Below are 18,075 nucleotides of genomic sequence, written 5' to 3'. Positions count from 1 at the left end.
GTGCTCGAGGGCCAGGTGCAGTTGCTCGTCCCTGTCGAGGAAGTCCGGCGCACCGTCCACGGTGTCACCGCGGGCCGCGCCCGCCGCGACGTCCGCGAAGAACTCGGCCCGGCTCATCGCCACAGGCCTCGGGTGTCGACGACCGGCGCGGGCCCTGTGTAGGGCGACGCCCTGAAGGCGTCGTGGTCGACGAGCACCGCGACGACGTCGCCGCGCGAGTAGGCGGTCTCGAGCGGCACGAGCTCGACGTCGTCGCGGTCGCGCAGCTCGGCGGGCAACTCCTCGACGTGCGGCTCCACGACGAGGACGGTTGCCCCGGGCACGGCACCCAGGACGTCGCCGACGATGCGACGGGCCGGAGACTCGCGCAGGTCGTCGATGTTGGCCTTGAACGCGAGGCCGAGCACCGCGACGGTCGGCCGGTCGCGTCCCGCGACCGCCGTGCGGACCTTGTCCACCACCAGCGCCGGCTTGGCGTCGTTCACCTCGCGCGCGGTGCGGATGAGGCGCGCCTCCTGCGGGGCGGCGTCCACGATGAACCACGGGTCGACGGCGATGCAGTGCCCGCCGACGCCGGGCCCGGGCTGCAGGATGTTGACGCGCGGGTGGTGGTTGGCGAGCTCGATGAGCTCCCACACGTCGATGCCGAGCTTGTCGGCGATCACCGACAGCTCGTTGGCGAACGCGATGTTGACGTCGCGGTACGAGTTCTCGACGAGCTTGGCCATCTCCGCGGTGACCGCGTCGGTCAGCATGATCTCGCCCTGGCAGAACATCGCGTACAGGGCCTTCGCCCGCTCGGCCGCCTCGGCGGTGAGGCCGCCGACGATGCGGTCGTTGGTGACGAGCTCGATCATGACCCGCCCGGGCAGCACGCGCTCGGGGCAGTGCGCGACGTGCACGACGGGTCGGCCGTCGGTGCCGTCGAGGCTCAGGTCGGGCCGGGCCGCGAGGATCCGGTCGGCCATGTGGCGGGTCGCCCCCGGCGGGGACGTGGACTCGAGGACGACGAGCTCGCCGCCGCGCAGGCGGGGCGCGATGCCGTCCGCCGCGGCCTCGATGTAGCCGAGGTCGGGCGCGTGGTCACCCGTGAACGGGGTCGGCACGGCCACGATGAAGACGTCGGCCTCGGGCGTCTTGGTCTCGGCGCGCAGCCGTCCCTGGGCCACCGCGCCGGAGACCGCGATCTCCAGGTCGGGCTCCACGAACGGCACCTCGCCGCGGTTCACCGCGTCCACCGTGGCGGCGTTCACGTCGACGCCGACCACGTCCGCGCCGTGCATCGCCAGCACGGCGGCGGTCGGGAGCCCGATGTACCCCAGGCCGATCACCGCCACCGTCGGCACCGGCACCTCCGTCGTGGGTGTCATCCCCCGACCACTCCTCACACCATCGCGTGCCCGGGTACCCACCCGGCCACCTGAACGTCGGCACCGGCCAGGAGCTCGGCGTCGCTGACCGTCCACGTGTGCGCCGCGGGGTCGCCGCGCCGCACCTGGACGAAGTTGAACCGGTCCGCCGAGTACACGGACCCCCCGGCCTGCCGCACGGCGGCCAGGAACCCGGTGTCCTCGCCGCGGTCGAGCGCGGGGAACGGCACCGCGGTCGCGGTCTCGCGGCGGGCCATGATCGTCGGGCCCATCACGAGGTGCGTGAACCGGTGCTCACGGTCCGGCAGCCGCAACGCGATCACGTCCGCACCGCCCACGTACACGTAGTGCGCCTGCTTGCCGACCACGTCCGCACCCGAGTACCCGAGCGCGTGCACCTGGTCGGCCAGGTACTGCTCGCCGTACACGTCGTCGTCGTCGACCTTCGCCACGACGGGCGCGTCCGCCGCCGCGACCAGGCGGTTGAGGCACTCCCCCAGCGGCACGGTCGCCTCGGCGTGCAGGAGCACGACGTCGGTGAGCCCGACCTCGGCGGCGGCCCGCGTCACGGCCTCCTCGTCGAGGTCCCAGCCGTGCGCGAGCAGCACGAGCTGCACGTCGACGTCGCGCTGCGCGCCGAGCGTCGCCAGCACGTGCGGCAGCTGGTGCGGCCGGTTCGTCGAGACCAGCGCGCTCACGCGCGGCCGCGCCGCCGTCACGCGGTGCGCCGCCAGGCCCGTCGCCCCCAGGACCTCGTCGACGCGGTGCGCGTATGTGTGGCCCGCCCAGATGCGGCGCTGCGCGCGGTGCACCTGACGGTCGCGCAGCTCGGGGCTGCGCACCAGGGCACGCAGCGTCAGCTCGGCCTCGCGCCGGTCCGCGACCTGCGTGACCTCGTCGGCGGGGAAGACCGCGTCGATCGCGGGGCTCGGCGTCGACACGACCGGGGTGCCGGACGCCGTGATCTCGTAGATGCGGCGCGCGCACATGGTCGGCGAACCGACCACGGTGTTGACGTTGAGGAACACCTTGTGGGCCCGGTACGCCGTCAGCATCGACGCGTAGTCCAGCGACCCCACGACGCGTTCGTCGAACGGCGGCGGGAACTGGTACCGCTCGTCGCCGTCCAGCTGGCGCGAGTAGATCTCCAGCCCCGTGGTCATGCGCGACGACGCGTCGAGGGCGCCGCCCAGCAGCGTCTCGAGCTGCTCGCGGCGCTCGGGGTGCCGGTGCGAGAACCACATGCCCGCGAACGCGACGTCACGCGCGGCCCGGCCCCCGTCCGGGCGCACCGGGTTGTGGATCGCGGGCTGCGCCGCGAACGGCAGCACACCCACGCGGTCGTGCCCCAGCTCCTCGCGGTACCGGTCCAGCACGTCGCCGTCCGTCGTCCGCACGTGGTCGAACAGCCGCGCGGCGTCGAGGAAGTCCTCGTGGTGGACCGGGTCCTCCTTGTTCCAGAAGACCGTCGGGACGCCGTGCTCGCGGCACCACGTCACCAGCTCGACGAACGCCGGCCGCGGGCCCTGCGCGCCCGTCAGGTGGTACCGCCACGCGCCGCCGTTGCCGGCCCACGCCGACTCGACGAACAGCAGGTCCACCGGCTCGGTCTCGAGCCGGTGCCGCCAGTCCGCGGGCGTCACCTCGACCTGCTGCCACTCGTACGACAGCGCCAGCCGGGAGAAGTCGTCGAGCACGACCGCCACGCGCAGGTCGGCGCGGCGCAGCGGTGCCGTCGGCACGGGCCACGCGGGGTACGTGAGCCGGCCCCGGCGGTCGACGCGGGCCTGCACGCCGCGCGGACCGGGCCGCCCGGCACGTTCGCGCGCGAGGTGGGTCCGCAGCGCGGAGGGTCCGCCGTGCCGCAGGTGCCACAGGGCCCTGCGCCACGCGCGCGCGTCCATTCGTCGTCCTCCCCCGCCGGCCGTCACCGTCCCGGCCGCGGTGTCGCCCCTGAGACGATAGCGGCCGAACTGGACGGTCTCCCAGGTCCGTGCCCGGGCTCACGGCCTCCGGTGGGACGAACCGGGAGCAAACGGTTGCCGTCGCGGTCCGGCGGGCCCCGAGGCACCCGTGCGGAGCGGCACGACGCCCGGACGCGTCACTCGACGACGGGCGGCAGCATGTCGAGGTCCGCCTCGTGCTCCGCGAGGTACTCGCCCAGCGAGTCGGCAGCGACGGCGGCCATCAGGTCCGCGAGCGCGGGGCGGTCCAGCACGACGATGCTCTGCTTGCCGTCGGGGCTGCGGCCGGTGCCGGTGAACGGCACCGTGAAGAACCGCATGTCCGTCGACCCGAGGTTCTTGGCGCGGTCCTGCAGGTCCCGCATGACGGCCTCGTCCAGGCCGTCGTCGGTGGCGACCGAGCGGCTGACGACGTCGAGGAAGCGCGCGGACGTCACCGGGTTGTGGAGCGTGCCGTCGTTGCGCATCTTCGCGACGATCGCGCGGACCCACGCCTGCTGGCGCTGCACGCGGTCGAAGTCGCCGCGGGCGAGCGACTTGCGCTCGCGCACGAACCGCAGCGCCTGCTCGCCGGTGAGGAGCTGCTGCTTGCCGGCGGGCACGACCGTGTCCCCGACCTTGAGGTCCTGGTTGAGCGTCATGCGCACGCCGCCCAGCGCGTCGGTGATGCCGACGAACGAGTCGAAGTCCGTGACCACGAAGTGGTCGACGCGCACGTCGGTGAGCTGCTCGACCGTCTGGATCAGCAGCGACGGCCCGCCGTACGAGAAGGCGGCGTTGATCTTCTGCTCGCCGTAGCCCGGCACGTCGACCCACGAGTCCCGCGGGATCGACATGAGGTACGCGGCGTCGCGGCTCGCCGGGAGGTGAACGAGCATGATCGTGTCGGTGCGCTGCGCACCGAACGACCACTGGTTCGGGTCGCCGGCCGAGATCCGCGAGTCGGACCCCAGCACCAGGATGTTCATCGCGCCGTGGTCGACGACCTCGCCCTCGCCGCCGTCCGTGCCACCCGTCGGCGGCGGCGGGGTCGGCCGGGCCGTGATGCCCGCGAACGGGTCGCCGATGTGCTCGACCTGCGAGGCCAGCCACTTCTGCACGCCCCAGGTCCCGGCGACGCCCACGCCCACGAGGGCGACGACGGTGACGAGCACGACGACGAGCGCACGTCGCGATCGGGAGCGGTGGCGGGCGTGGGTCGGGGTGGAGGGCACGCCCGAAGGATAGGGAAGGCCCGCCCGGCGGCACGAACGCACGACGACGACCGGCTCGACGTGCACCGAACGTCGACATCCGCCGCGTCCTTTGCGTCGAAAGTCCGGTCGGGCGGGGCGCCGTGCGGGTGACGTCGGGCCCGGCGGGCCGGGTCGACGCGGCGTCGCTTCCTATCCTGGGCGCATGGCCGACGAGACGGGGGACGGCGCGGGCGCGCCCGGGCCGTCGTCGAGCCCGGGCGCGGAGCCCACGCCGTCCGAGCCCTCCTACACGTTCTCCTGGCCCACCGTCGAGCCCGTCGCCGCGGCCGTGCGGGCCGCGGGCGCCCCGTCGGCGGCCGCCGCGCACGGCGCCGACGGCGGCGTCGCGGACGGGCACCCGGCCGGCGAGGAGTCGGCCGAGGTCCTGCCGCCGCCGCGGCGCCGACGTGCCCGAGCGGTCGCCGTCGCCGCGGTCGTCGTCGCGGCGCTCGGCGTCGGCGGCACCGCGCTCGCCGTCAACGGTCGCAGCCCCGCGCCGTCGGCGACCGGGACCCCGGCGCCCGACCGCTCACCGACGCCCACGCCCGCGCCGTCGGCCACGCTCGTCGCGCGCAGCCTCCTGACGTCGCTCGACGACGTGCTCTCGGCGCTCGTCGCGCAGGTCGACGCGAGCGGCGCGCTGTGGACGCAGACCGACGGGCAGGTGACGGACCCCGCCGCGCGCGACCGGCTGCGCGCGGCGCTGGACGCCGCGTCGGCGTGGCTGACCGGCGCGTGGGAACCGCGCGACGCGGCCCACGCGCGCGACCTGGCCGCCGCGGGGCGCACGCACCTCGAGACGCTCGACGCGCTGACCGCGGCGGTGCAGCAGGACCACGACGCGTGGGTCGCCGCACGCTCGGGCCCCGTGCCGGACGACCGCGGGACGCCCCGCGACGCGCGACCCGGGGCCGGCGCCCCGGCGCGGGGTCCGGCGACCGGCGGCGCGGGCGGCCCGACCACCGCCCCCGGCCCGGACGGCGCCGCCCCGGGAGCGTCGAGCCCGGGCACGGGCGACCCCGGCACGGACCACGGCACACCCTCCGACCCCGGCCCGGCCCCGACGACGCCGTCGGCGCCGGACCCGACGGCACCCGCGCCGGACCCGGGCGGCGGGAGCCCCTCCCCGCAGCCGGACCCCGGCACCGGGACGACCCCCGACGCGGGCGCGGCGACCCCGTGACGGCCCGGTGACGCCGCCGGTCGCCGAGGTCACGCGGGACGGGCGACGCCGGTGGCGCCGCCTCGGCGTGGCCACGGTGACGACCACGCTGGTGGTCGCCCTCGCGGGCGTGCCGACCCTCGTGGCGCCGCCCCAGGACCCGCCGGGCGTCGCCGACGCCGTCGTCGTGCTGGGCCCGCCGCAGCCGTGGCGCGTCGCGTGGGCGCGCGAGCTCGTCGAGCAGGGCCGGGCCGGCGCCGTCCTGGTGTCGGTGGACGACGACGACCGGGTGCCGCTGTGCGAGGACCCCGGCTCGCTGGACGTGACGTGCGCACGGCCGGACCCGTTCACGACGCGCGGCGAGGCGCGCTGGGTCCGCGACGAGATGGCCGCGCACGGCTGGGACACGGTGACGGTCGTGACCGCGACCCCGAACCTGCTGCGCGCGCGGCTCCTGATCGGCCGGTGCGTGCCCGAGGGCGTGCAGGTCGTGGCCCGGCGGGAGCGCCTCGGGCTCGACCGCTGGGCGGCGCGGTACGCGTGGCAGCTCGGCGGCTGGGCCAAGGCCCTGTGGTCGCGGGGCTGCTGAGCACCCGCACCGGGTCCGCACGTATCGTGGTGCGGATGGCCACGTTCACCGGGTACCTGCGCGCACGCAGCGACGACGAGCTCGTCGCGCTGCTGGTGCGCCGCCCCGACCTGGCCACGCCGCACCCCGCGACCCTCGCGTCGCTGGCGGCGCGAGCCACCAGCCGGTCGAGCCTCGACCGCGCCCTGACCTGGGTCGACGCGCTCGTGCTGCAGGTCGTCGAGGCGGCCGTCGTGCTCGCGGACGTCGCGTCGGCGCCGACGCGCGCGGGGCTCCTCGCGGCGGTCGGCGCGGGGCCGGCGGACGCGGACGCCGTGGGGCGCGCGGTCGACGACGCGGTCGCGCTCGCGCTGCTGTGGCCCGACGACGACGGCACGCTGCACGCCGCGCCCGGGCTGGCGGACGCGCTCGGACCGTCGGCGGCCGGGCTCGCACCCGCGTCGACGCCCGAGCCGGACGACGCCCCGCACGACCCCGCGGCGCTGCTCGCGGACGCCCCGACGGGTGCCGCGCAGGTGCTCGACGCGCTGCTGTGGGGGCCGCCCGTGGGGCTCGTGCCGCCCGCGGGGACGCCGGCCGGCGACGCGGTCACGTGGCTCGTGCGGCACGGTCTGCTGGTGCGCGGCGACGGCCGCCACGTCGTGCTGCCGCGCCGCGTCGCGCTCGGGCTGCGCGGCGGGCGCACGCACCGGTCCCCCGCGCTCGCGCCGACCGCGGCCGACGCGCCCGTGCGGGACCCGCGCACCGTCGCGGCCGAGTCCGCCGCGGCCGCCGAGCGCACGGTCCGCCTGGTGCGCCAGCTGCTGGCCCGGTGGGACGCGCAGCCGCCGGGCGTGCTGCGCGCGGGCGGGCTCGGTGCGCGGGACCTGCGCCGCACGGCGCAGGCGCTCGACGTCGACGACGCGCACGCCGCGTGGCTCGTCGAGACCGCCGCGGCCGCGGGCCTGCTCGCGGACGACGGCGAGGAGTCGCCCACGTTCGTCCCGACGCTCGAGGCCGACGTGTGGCTCGCGCAGGACGTCGAGCAGCGCTGGGCCGTGCTGGCCCGCGCGTGGCTCGCGTCGTCGCGCACGCCGTGGCTCGTGGGTGCGCGCGACGAGCGCGGTGCGCTGCGGGCCGCGCTCGACCCCGAGCTGGCGCGCCCGTGGGTGCCGCGGCTGCGGCGTGCGGTGCTCGACGTGCTCGCCGCCGCACCGACGGGGGCCGCACCGACCGGTGACGACGTGCACGACGCGCTGCGGTGGCGCTCGCCGCGGTCCGTGCCGCCGCGCGCGGCGGTGGAGGCGGCGCTCGTCGACGCCGAGCGGCTGGGCGTGACGGGTGCGGGCGCGCTCGCGGCGGCCGGTCGCGCGCTGCTGGCCGAGGCGTCGACCCGGCCCGCCGCGGGGTCCGGGGCGACGCCCGCCGCGACGCCCGCCGCCGACGCGGCCGCCGCGCTGGCGGCCGACCTGCCGGCGCCGGTCGACGAGGTGCTGCTGCAGGGCGACCTCACGGGTGTGGTGCCCGGGCGCCCGGGCGAGGCGCTCGAGGAGCTGCTGGACCTCGCGGCGCAGGTCGAGTCCCGCGGCGGTGCGGTGACCGTCCGGTTCACGGCCGAGTCGGTGCTGCGCGCGCTCGACTCGGGCCTGCCGGCCGACGACCTGCTCGCGCGCCTGTCCACGGCGGCGCGGGGTCGCGTGCCGCAGCCGCTGGAGTACCTGGTGCGCGACGTCGCGCGGCGGCACGGGCGCGTCCGCGCGGGTGCCGCGTCGTCGTACGTGCGGGCCGACGACGCCGCGCTGCTGGCCGGGCTCGTCGACGACCCGCGGTTCGCACCGCTGCGCCCGCGCCTGCTGGCGCCGACGGTGCTGGTGGCCGACGCGTCGCCGGCCGAGCTGCTGGACGCGCTGCGCGCGCGGGGCCTGGCCCCGGTCGCGGAGGACGCGAGCGGCACGGTCGTGCACGCGGCCGCGCCCGAGCGGCGGGTGCGGGCCCGGACCCGCCGCACCGACCCGGTGCGCGAGCAGCCGCTGCCCGACCGCGCCGCACGCGTCGTCGCGACGCTGCGGCGCGCGTCCGCCGACGCGGCGGGCGACCCGGCGTCGGCGGAGCAGGGCGGGGGCGGCGCACCGGCACCCGGTGCGACGCCCGGCGGTGCGAGTGACGGCACCGCGGCCGGTGCCCCGAGCGTCGGCGACCGCGCGCGTGCGGTCGCGGCGCGACGCCCCACGACCGGCGCGCGCCCGCGCACCGCACCGGCCCCGCCGCGCCGGCCGCGGGAACACCCGAGCCCGGGGACGTGTTGGTGGTGCTGCGCGAGGCGGCGCAGTCCCGGACCGAGGTCTGGGTGGACCTGGTCGGACCCGACGGCCGGCCCGAGCGCCGTCTGCTGCGTCCGCTGCGCGTCGAGGGCGGCCGGCTGCGCGCGCTCGACCCGCGCCGCGAGGCCGAGCTGACCGTCGCCGTCCACCGCATCGCCGACGCCACGCCCGCGGACCCCACGACCCCGTGAGACCGCCGGACCCCGCCCCACCGGGCGCCGGGTCCCCGGCCCCGCGACCCGACCACAGGAGAGCCGAGTGCCCGACGGACCGCTGATCGTCCAGAGCGACAAGACCCTGCTGCTCGAGGTCGACCACGACCAGGCCGCCGCGTGCCGGCGCGCCATCGCCCCGTTCGCGGAGCTCGAGCGCGCGCCCGAGCACGTGCACACCTACCGCCTGACCGCCCTCGGGCTGTGGAACGCGCGCGCCGCGGGGCACGACGCCGAGCAGGTCGTCGACACGCTGCTCGAGTACAGCCGGTACCCCGTGCCGCACGCGCTGCTCGTCGACGTCGCCGAGACGATGTCGCGCTACGGGCGCCTGCAGCTGGTCCAGCACCCCGTGCACGGGCTCGTGCTGCACGCGCTCGACGCGGCCGTGCTCGCCGAGGTCACGCGCTCCAAGCGCACCGCGGGCCTGCTGGGCGCGCGCGTCGACGACACGGACGTCGTCGTGCACCCCTCGGAGCGCGGGCACCTCAAGCAGGTGCTCGTGAAGCTCGGCTGGCCCGCCGAGGACCTCGCCGGGTACGTCGACGGCGAGGCGCACCCCATCGAGCTCGCGCAGGACGGCTGGTCGCTGCGGCCGTACCAGGAGCAGGCCGTCGAGGGCTTCTGGCACGGCGGCTCGGGCGTCGTGGTGCTGCCGTGCGGCGCCGGCAAGACGCTCGTGGGCGCGGGCGCGATGGCGAGGAGCTCGACGACGACCCTGATCCTCGTGACCAACACGGTCTCGGCGCGGCAGTGGCGCGACGAGCTCGTCAAGCGCACGACGCTGACCGAGGACGAGATCGGCGAGTACTCGGGGACCCGCAAGGAGATCCGGCCCGTCACGATCGCGACCTACCAGGTGCTCACCACCAAGCGGAAGGGCGTGTACTCGCACCTCGAGCTGCTCGACGCACGCGACTGGGGCCTCGTCGTGTACGACGAGGTGCACCTGCTGCCCGCGCCGATCTTCCGCATGACCGCCGACCTGCAGGCGCGCCGCCGCCTCGGGCTGACCGCGACGCTCGTGCGCGAGGACGGCCGCGAGGACGAGGTGTTCTCGCTCATCGGGCCCAAGCGGTTCGACGCGCCGTGGAAGGACATCGAGGCGCAGGGCTACATCGCCCCGGCCGAGTGCGTCGAGGTGCGTCTCACGCTGCCCGACCACGAGCGCATGACGTACGCGACGGCCGAGCCCGAGGAGAAGTACCGCCTCGCGGCGACCGCGTCGGGCAAGAACGGCGTGGTCGACGCGCTCGTCGCCAAGCACGCGGGCGAGCAGACCCTCGTGATCGGGCAGTACCTCGACCAGCTGCACGAGCTCGCCGAGCACATCGGCGCCGACCTCATCACCGGGGAGACGCCCGTGCGCGAACGGCAGCGGCTGTTCGACGCGTTCCGCTCGGGCGAGATCACGAAGCTCGTGGTGTCGAAGGTCGCGAACTTCTCGATCGACCTGCCCGAGGCCTCGGTGGCGATCCAGGTGTCGGGGTCGTTCGGCTCGCGGCAGGAGGAGGCGCAGCGCCTGGGCCGGATCATGCGGCCCAAGGCCGACGGCAAGACCGCGCACTTCTACACGGTCGTCGCACGCGACACGGTCGACCAGGACTTCGCGGCGCACCGCCAGCGGTTCCTGGCGGAGCAGGGGTACGCGTACACGATCGTCGACGCGGAGGACCTCGGGGACCTGGGGGTCGCCCGGTGACGGAGGCCGCTCCGCCCGCGCTCCCGGCCGGGTGGCACGCGCACGCGCCCGGGCCCGACGACGTGGCCGACCTGGACGCGCTGCGGGCGCGGCACGAGGTCGCCGCGCACGGCGCACGGTCCGCGAGCGCGGACGCGACGCTCGCGGAGGTCGCGGGCGACGGGGCGCCCACGCGCACGCACGTGGTGGTGCGCGATGCCGCCGGCGAGGCGCGCGGCTGGGCGACGGCGCACGACCGCGCCGCCGGGCGCGTCCTGGTGGCGGTCGTGGTCGACCCCGCGCTGGACGACGCGACGGGCGACGCCCTGGCCGCGGAGCTGTTCGCGTGGGCCGAGCGCGCGGGCGTCGCGCTGGCCCGGTCCCGCGGGCTCGCGCGCACGCAGCTCGACAGCGGCGCGTTCGACGCGGACGCGCGGCAGCAGCGGTGGCTCGCCGCCGCGGGCTACGCGCGCGTGCGCACGTGGTGGCAGATGCGCCGCCCCGTCGGCGACGACGACCGGGGGCTGCGACCGACCGGTCCGGGCGTGCGCGTGCGGCGCCTGGAGCGCGGTGCGGACGGGATGCCCGACGCGGGCGACCTCGTCGCGGCGCACGCGCTGCTGGAGGAGGCGTTCGTCGACCACTTCAACCACCACGAGGAGACGTTCGACGAGTTCCTCGCGCGGCTGCGGGCCGACCCCGGGCACCGGTGGGACCACTGGTGGCTCGCCGAGCTCGTCGACGGTGCGGAGCCCGAGCCGGTCGGCGTGCTCGTCGCCGCGGAGGTCACCGCCGACGACGGCCGCGCGACGGGCAGCTACGTCGAGTACCTCGGGGTGCGGCAGTCCGCGCGCGGGCGGGGCGTCGCGCGCTCGTTGGTCGACGCGGTCGTGACGGACGCCGCGGAGCGCGGCCGCGGCCACGTCGGGCTCGAGGTGGACGCGGACTCCCCCACGGGCGCGACCGACCTGTACGTGTCCCTGGGCTTCGCGACGCGCTACGTGACGCAGTCCTGGCACCGGTACGTCGACGCGGACTGACACCCCGGGGCGGAGGCACGAGGTGCACCGCGACAGGAACCGGGAGAGGGCGGGGCGCGTTGCCACGGGTGCCGGCCTGAGAAAGGATCGTCGCGTGCGTCTGGCTCGTCGTGCCCTCGTCCCCGCCGCTGCCCTGGGGGTGGGGGCGGTGCTCGCGGTCGCCCTGGCCGCCCCCGCGGCGGCGGAGCCGCCGTTCGCGTTCCGGTCGACGGTCGTCGACCGGGCCGGTGCGCTGTCCGACGTGCCACGCGTGCAGGAGGCGGTCGACCGGGTCGGTGAGGACACCCCGTACCGGCTGACGGTCGTGTACGTGGACTCGTTCGACGGGCAGTCCGCCGAGGCGTGGGTGTCGGACGCGGCCGAGCTGTCGGGGCTGGGCTCGAGCGACGCCGTGCTGGCCGTGGCCGTGCAGGACCGCGACTTCACGCTCGCGCCGACGTCGCTCGGGACGATCACGTCGTCGCAGCTCGACCGGGTCGCGGCCGACGTGCGCTCCGAGCTGGGGAGCGACGACTGGGACGGCGCCGCCGTGACCGCCGCGGACGGGATCGTCGACGCGGCGGGCGGCGGGACGGGCGGCGGTGCGTCGGGCGGCTCGTCGGGCGGCGGCTTCGCCGTCGTCCTGCTGCTGGGCCTCGCGGTCATCGGCGGCGTCCTGCTCTTCGGCGTCCTGCGCCGCCGCCGGCAGCCCGCGGGCGTGCTGCGCGACTCGGCGGGGGCGACACGGGCCGCGGGCGCGGTCGACGAGCTCGCGGGGGTCCCGACGCCCGAGCTCGACCGGCGGTCCGCGTCGGCGCTCGTCGCGCTCGACGACGCGCTGCGCTCGTCGGAGGAGGAGCTGGGCTTCGCGCAGGCGCAGTTCGGCCCCGACAGCACGCGCGACTTCGAGGCCGTGCTCGCGCAGGGCAAGCAGCAGCTCACCGAGGCGTTCCGCCTGCGTCAGACGCTCGACGACGACGTGCCCGACACCGACGAGCAGGTGCGCGCGACGTCCACGCAGATCCTGCGGCTGTGCGCGCAGGTCGAGCAGCACCTCGACCAGCAGAAGGAGGCGTTCGACCGGCTCCGCGCGATCGAGGCCCGGGTGGACGACGCGCTCGACGCGCACGAGCGCGAGCAGCAGCGGCTGCGCGCCCGGGTCGAGCCGGCGCGCGCCGCCGCGGCGGCCCTCGCGCAGCGGTACTCGCCCGACACGCTCGGCTCGGTCGCGGGGAACCCGGACCAGGCGGACCGCCTGCTGGGCGACGTCGACGCGGCGCTCGCCCAGGGCCGCGAGCGGTCCGCGGCCGGCGACAAGGGCGCCGCGGTGGGCTTCGCGCGCGCGGCCGAGGAGGCCCTCGGCCAGGCCGCGCGCCTGCTCGACGCGGTGGACTCGGCCGGGGCCGACCTCGCGGTGGCGAACACCCGGCTGGACGCCGGCATCGCGTCGATCACGTCCGACCTGGCCGACGCGGCCCGGCTCGCGGCGGGCGACCCGGCGGTCGCGCCGCACGTCGCCGAGGCACGGGCCGCGGTCGAGGAGGCCGGTGCCGCCCGGCAGGGCACGGGCGACCCGCTCGCGGCGCTGCGACGCCTGACCGCGGCCGAGGCCGCGATCGACGCGGCGCTCGCACCGCGCCGCGACGCCGAGGAGCGGAGCCGCCGCGCGGCCGCGCTGCTGGGCGACACGCTCGGCCGCCTCGAGTCGGCGGTGCGCGCGACGACCGACTACGTGAGCACCCGCCGCGGCGCGGTCGGCCCGCAGGCCCGCACGCGGCTCGCCGAGGCGGACCGGCTGCGGCTGCGCGCGCTCGACCAGCGCGCGACCGACCCCGAAGCCGCGCTCGTCACCGCGCAGCACGGCGAGCAGCTCGTGGCCGAGGCGCAGCGCCTCGCGCAGATCGACGTCGAGAACGCGCAGCGGCGCGACGACGACCGGTACCGCGGCTCGGGCGGGGGCGGCAGCGACCTCGGCGGCATGATCCTCGGGGGCATCCTCATCGACTCGATCCTGCGCGGCGGCGGCCGCGGCGGTGGCGGCTGGGGCGGTGGCGGCGGCAGCTGGGGCGGTGGCGGCGGCTTCGGCGGCGGCGGTCGCGGTGGTGGCTTCGGCGGCGGCGGACGCGGCGGCGGCGGGGGCTTCGGCGGCGGTGGTCGCGGCGGCGGGTTCTGACCGCGACGCGAGGACGAGGCGCCCGCCGCCGACGGCGGGCGCGGCACGGGACACGGACCGACGGTCCGGTCGGCGACACAGGAGGGCACGACACCATGACGGAGAAGCAGTCGATCTTCGGGCGCATCGCCCAGCTCGCACGCGCGAACATCAACGCGCTGATCGACCAGGCCGAGGACCCGCAGAAGATGCTGGACCAGCTCGTGCGCGACTACACGAACTCGATCGCGGACGCCGAGAAGGCGATCGCGCAGTCGATCGGCAACCTGCGCCTCGCCGAGCAGGACTACAACGAGGACGTCGCGGCCGCGCGCGACTGGGGGCAGAAGGCGCTGGCCGCGTCGTCGCGCGCCGACCAGTTCCGGGCCGCCGGCGACGCCGCGAACGCCGACAAGTTCGACAACCTCGCGAAGGTCGCGCTCGGCAAGCAGATCGCCGCCGAGCAGGAGGTCCGCGACGCGGAGCCGATCCTGGCCTCGCAGCGCGAGACGGTCGAGAAGCTGAAGTCGGGCCTCGCGCAGATGAAGGACAAGCTGGGCCAGCTCAAGCAGCGCCGCGACACGCTCGTCGCGCGGCAGAAGTCCGCGCAGGCGCAGCGCCAGGTGCAGGAGGCGATCGGCTCGATCAACGTCCTGGACCCGACGAGCGAGATCGCCCGCTTCGAGGAGAAGGTGCGTCGCGAGGAGGCCTACGCGATGGGCCAGGCGGAGCTCGCGGCGTCGTCGCTGGACGCACAGTTCGCCGAGCTGGAGTCGGCGGGCGCCGACATCGAGGTCGAGGCGCGCCTCGCGGCCCTCAAGCAGGGCGGCTCGCCGCGGCAGATCGAGGCGACCACGGTCACGCCCGAGATCACGACGGGCACGCAGGACGCCTGACACCCGCCGGGACGACGACGGGGCCGGTCACCGCGCGGTGACCGGCCCCGTGCGCGCGAGGGGTCAGACGGGCACGCGTCGCGTCGCGGCGCGCGACGCGACGAGGTGCGTGAACGCCTCCGCGACCGCACGACCGGTCGTCTCGACCTCGGCGGCGCGGTCGGCCATCTGCGCGGCGACCGCGTCGGCGTCGACCTCGGGGTGCTGGTCGGCCCAGGCGCGCAGCGTCTCCGCGGTCGCCTCGGGGTGGAACTGCACGCCCCACGCGCTGCCGATGCGGAACGCCTGGAACGGGTACATCGACGACGACGCGAGCCACACGGCGCCGCGCGGCAGGTCGACCACGGCGTCGGCGTGCATGCTCGGCTGCGGGCTCGTGCGCGCCGGCCCGGCGAGCGCGGCGACCGGGCCGAGCAGCGCGTCGTCGGCGGCCTCGGGCCGCCACCGGACGTCGACCACGCCGGCCTCGCGCCCGGGGGCGCCGCGACCTCGACGCGCCCGCCGCGCGCGACCGCGAGCAGCTGCGCACCGAGGCAGACGCCGAGCGCGGGGACGTCGGTCGCGCTGACGACGGCGAGCAGGTCGCGCAAGGGGCGCAGCCACGGGGCGACGGCGTCGTCGTGCGCGGACATCTGGCCGCCCAGCACGAGCAGGCCGTCGCCGACCTCCGTCGGGCCGGGCACGGGCTCGCCGAGGTCGGCGCGCACGAGGTGCACGTCCACGCCCGTCAGCCACTGCGCGAAGCGGTCGAGGCCGACGTCGGGCGAGCTCTGCACCACGGTCACGCGGGGCGCGGCACCGGACGTGGCGGCGGGCAGCACGCGGTCGTCGAAGTCGAGGGTCACGCTTCCACGGTAGCCGCGCGCACGCGTACCACCGAAGTTCCAGGTCACATGTCCATCACGATCGGCGATCCGCCCGGATCGCCCCGATCCGTCCACGCGAGCATCCAGGCGGCCTTCAGCAGACTCCCAGACCCACCACCGGCGACCGCCGGCCGGGTCGCACGGTCTCGCAGCCGGTTCCCAGGCGGCGCTCAGGTTCCGGGCGCACGATGGTGCCATGACAGCGTCCGCTGAGCCCGAGGCCCGGCTGCTCGTCGTCGACGACGAGCCGAACATCCGCGAGCTGCTCGCGACGTCGTTGCGGTTCGCGGGCTTCGAGGTGCACGCGGCCGCCGACGGCGGGTCGGCGCTGCGCCTCGCGCGCGACACCGAGCCCGACCTCGTGGTGCTCGACGTCATGCTGCCCGACATGGACGGGTTCGCCGTGACGCGCCGCCTGCGCGAGAAGGGCCAGCACGTGCCCGTGCTGTTCCTCACCGCACGCGACGACACGGCCGACAAGGTGCAGGGCCTGACCGTCGGCGGGGACGACTACGTCACCAAGCCGTTCAGCCTCGAGGAGGTCGTGGCCCGGATCCGCGCGATCCTGCGCCGCACGCAGCCCGACGACGGCGCCGCGTCGAACCTCCTGCGGTACGCCGACCTCGAGCTCGACGACGACACCCACGAGGTGCGCCGCGCGGGCCAGGAGGTCGAGCTGTCCCCCACCGAGTTCAAGCTGCTGCGCTACCTCATGCTCAACCCGAACCGGGTGCTGTCCAAGACGCAGATCCTCGACCACGTGTGGCAGTACGACTGGGGCGGCGACGCGAACATCGTCGAGTCGTACATCTCCTACCTGCGCCGCAAGATCGACCAGCTCACCGACGCGGACGGCCACCGCCTGCCGCCGCTGATCCACACGCGCCGCGGCGTCGGGTACCTGCTGCGCGAGTCGGCGTGACCGGGCCCGGGCCCGCGGACGCCCCGCGCGCGCCCGGGCCGCAGGACCGCGACGACGTCGTGACCCCCGACGCCGCCACGGGCGACGCCGGAGCCGCGGGCGCGGACGAGCGGGCCGCGAGCACGCCCGCCGGAGCCCGGTCGGCGGTCCCCGACGCCGTCCGCCGCGCGTGGCGGACGCTGTCGCTGCAGCGCCGCCTGGTGACGATCACCGCGGTGCTCCTGGGGGCGGGTCTCGTGGTCGCCGGCGTGACCGCCGCGACGCTCCTCGAGCGCAGCCTGCTGGGACCGGTCGACCAGAAGCTCGCGTCCGAGGCGAGGGACGTCGCGAACGACGCCCTGCGGTTCCTCGCCTACGGCGGCGGCACCCTCGGGCCGACCGACTACTACGTGCGCGTGCAGACGTCCACGCAGGACGTGCCGCTGCTCAGCAGCGCGGCTGCGGAGTCCTACGGCACTCCCCTCGTGGACGACCTCTCGCCCGCCGCGGCGCAGGCGATCGCGGGCGAGCCGTTCACGGTCGGCTCGTCGCGGGCCGGCTCGTCGTGGCGCGTCGTCGCGTACCCGTTCGACGGCGGCGGCACGTCGGGCTCGGTGGTGGTGGGGCTGCCCCTCAAGGACATCCACCGCACGGTCGCCGCGATGGGCGTCAGCCTCACGTCGTCGGGGCTCGCGATCGTGCTGCTGGGCGTGGTCGCCGGCGGCTGGGCGGTGCGGCGCTCGCTGCGCCCGCTGCGCGAGATCGAGGCGACGGCGGCGGCGATCGCGGCGGGCGACCTGTCGCGTCGCGTGCCGTCGGCGCCGACGTCGACCGAGGTGGGCCGCCTGGGCGAGGCCCTCAACGGGATGCTCGCGCAGATCGAGGAGGCGTTCGCCGCGCGCACCGCCTCGGAGGCGCGGATGCGCCGGTTCGTGGCCGACGCGTCGCACGAGCTGCGTACTCCGCTCGCGGCGATCCGCGGGTACGCCGAGCTCTACCGCATGGGGGCGCTGCGCACGGACGAGCAGGTGCAGGACACGATGCGGCGCATCGAGGGGTCCGCGACGCGCATGGGCTCGCTGGTCGAGGACCTGCTCGCGCTCGCGCGCCTCGACGAGGGCCGGCAGGGCCGGCTCGGCCCGGTGGACCTCACGGTGCTCGCGGCCGACGCCGTGAGCGACCTGCGCGCGCTCGACCCGCGGCGGCCGGTGCGGCTGCAGACCCTCGGCGGTGCGACGGCCCCCCGGGTGGTCGTGGGCGACGAGGCCCGGCTGCGGCAGGTGCTGGCGAACCTCGTGGGCAACGCCGAGCGGCACACGCCCGCGGGGACGCCGGTGGAGGTCGCGGTGGGCCCGGGCGACGACGCGACGACCGCGGTGCTGGAGGTCCGGGACCACGGCCCGGGCATCGCCCCCGAGCACGCGGCGCGCGTGTTCGAGCGGTTCTACCGGGTCGACGCGTCGCGGACGCGCGACTCGGGCGGGTCGGGCCTGGGCATGGCGATCGTGGCGGCGATCGTGACGTCGCACGGCGGGCGGGTCGCGGTGCACGAGACGCCGGGCGGCGGCACGACCGTGCGGGTGGTGCTGCCGGTCGACGGCCCGCCGCGCGCGCCGGCCGCCCCGGAGGCGGACCCGCAGCACGCCGGTCCGCAGGACGGACCCCCTGGTGTGCCGCCCGCGACGGACGTGGCTACGATGGCGCGTCCGTCGTCAACCTCGTGAGGCT

At 76.7% G+C, this 18,075-nt stretch carries 13 protein-coding genes and 1 pseudogene; 9 read left to right on the top strand and 5 right to left on the bottom strand.

Annotated features, from left to right (window positions below; genetic code table 11):
- Positions 1–113: 113 nt before the first annotated feature.
- From wecC to GY42_RS16540, 3 genes are all read right to left on the bottom strand, one after another.
- Complete coding sequence (wecC, locus tag GY42_RS16550) at positions 114–1,370, bottom strand: UDP-N-acetyl-D-mannosamine dehydrogenase (protein ID WP_046530156.1); 1,257 nt, start codon at positions 1,368–1,370, stop codon at positions 114–116.
- A gap of 14 nt (positions 1,371–1,384) precedes the next feature.
- The gene (locus GY42_RS16545; protein WP_046530155.1) at positions 1,385–3,274 is read right to left on the bottom strand and encodes a CgeB family protein; all 1,890 of its coding nucleotides are present in this window, start codon (positions 3,272–3,274) and stop codon (positions 1,385–1,387) included.
- A gap of 197 nt (positions 3,275–3,471) precedes the next feature.
- Positions 3,472–4,548, bottom strand: a complete 1,077-nt coding sequence (locus tag GY42_RS16540; RefSeq protein ID WP_046531149.1) for an LCP family protein — start codon at positions 4,546–4,548, stop codon at positions 3,472–3,474.
- Between the two features lie 184 nt (positions 4,549–4,732).
- Here GY42_RS16540 and GY42_RS16535 point away from each other — a divergent pair, with 184 nt between their 5' ends.
- The 7 genes from GY42_RS16535 to GY42_RS16500 all read left to right on the top strand — a co-directional run bounded on the left by GY42_RS16535 (position 4,733) and on the right by GY42_RS16500 (position 14,580).
- A complete protein-coding gene (locus GY42_RS16535) occupies positions 4,733–5,752 on the top strand; it encodes a hypothetical protein (RefSeq protein ID WP_046530154.1) in 1,020 nt (339 codons plus the stop codon).
- Positions 5,753–5,828: 76 nt separating this feature from the next.
- A complete protein-coding gene (locus GY42_RS16530) occupies positions 5,829–6,320 on the top strand; it encodes a hypothetical protein (protein ID WP_143320405.1) in 492 nt (163 codons plus the stop codon).
- 35 nt (positions 6,321–6,355) lie between these two features.
- Positions 6,356–8,755 (top strand): helicase-associated domain-containing protein, encoded by a 2,400-nt coding sequence (locus GY42_RS18840; RefSeq protein ID WP_236686827.1) that lies wholly within the window; start codon positions 6,356–6,358, stop codon positions 8,753–8,755.
- Between the two features lie 123 nt (positions 8,756–8,878).
- The gene (locus GY42_RS16515; RefSeq protein WP_046530152.1) at positions 8,879–10,534 is read left to right on the top strand and encodes a DNA repair helicase XPB; all 1,656 of its coding nucleotides are present in this window, start codon (positions 8,879–8,881) and stop codon (positions 10,532–10,534) included.
- On the top strand, positions 10,531–11,553 hold the full coding sequence (locus tag GY42_RS16510; RefSeq protein ID WP_046530151.1) for a GNAT family N-acetyltransferase: 1,023 nt from the start codon (positions 10,531–10,533) through the stop codon (positions 11,551–11,553). Before GY42_RS16515 ends, GY42_RS16510 begins: the two co-directional genes overlap by 4 nt.
- Positions 11,554–11,647: 94 nt before the next feature.
- Positions 11,648–13,705, top strand: coding sequence for a TPM domain-containing protein (locus tag GY42_RS16505; RefSeq protein ID WP_082131618.1), 2,058 nt, complete (start codon positions 11,648–11,650; stop codon positions 13,703–13,705).
- Positions 13,706–13,800: 95 nt separating this feature from the next.
- Entirely contained in the window at positions 13,801–14,580 is a 780-nt protein-coding gene (locus GY42_RS16500; RefSeq protein WP_046530150.1) for a PspA/IM30 family protein, read from the top strand.
- Positions 14,581–14,643: 63 nt separating this feature from the next.
- On the opposite strand, the gene GY42_RS19945 is transcribed toward GY42_RS16500, so the two are convergent.
- Together GY42_RS19945 and GY42_RS19940 are read right to left on the bottom strand one after the other, a co-directional pair.
- Positions 14,644–15,039: a type 1 glutamine amidotransferase gene (locus GY42_RS19945; RefSeq protein ID WP_236686826.1), complete on the bottom strand. Its 396-nt coding sequence runs from the start codon at positions 15,037–15,039 to the stop codon at positions 14,644–14,646.
- Between the two features lie 83 nt (positions 15,040–15,122).
- Positions 15,123–15,644, bottom strand: a pseudogene (locus GY42_RS19940) (hypothetical protein); the annotation flags it as partial.
- Here GY42_RS19940 and GY42_RS16490 point away from each other — a divergent pair.
- A complete protein-coding gene (locus GY42_RS16490; protein WP_046530149.1) occupies positions 15,643–16,368 on the top strand; it encodes a response regulator transcription factor in 726 nt (241 codons plus the stop codon). The pseudogene GY42_RS19940 and the gene GY42_RS16490 sit on opposite strands and share 2 nt — an antisense overlap.
- On the top strand, positions 16,365–18,071 hold the full coding sequence (locus tag GY42_RS16485; protein WP_236686825.1) for a sensor histidine kinase: 1,707 nt from the start codon (positions 16,365–16,367) through the stop codon (positions 18,069–18,071). Before GY42_RS16490 ends, GY42_RS16485 begins: the two co-directional genes overlap by 4 nt.
- Positions 18,072–18,075 lie beyond the last annotated feature (4 nt).

It is taken from the genome of Cellulomonas sp. FA1 (genome assembly GCF_000986825.1).
In the GTDB taxonomy this organism is placed as follows: domain Bacteria; phylum Actinomycetota; class Actinomycetes; order Actinomycetales; family Cellulomonadaceae; genus Cellulomonas; species Cellulomonas iranensis.
Note: the sequence above shows the minus strand (reverse complement) of the source record. Positions and strands in the feature narration are given on the sequence as shown.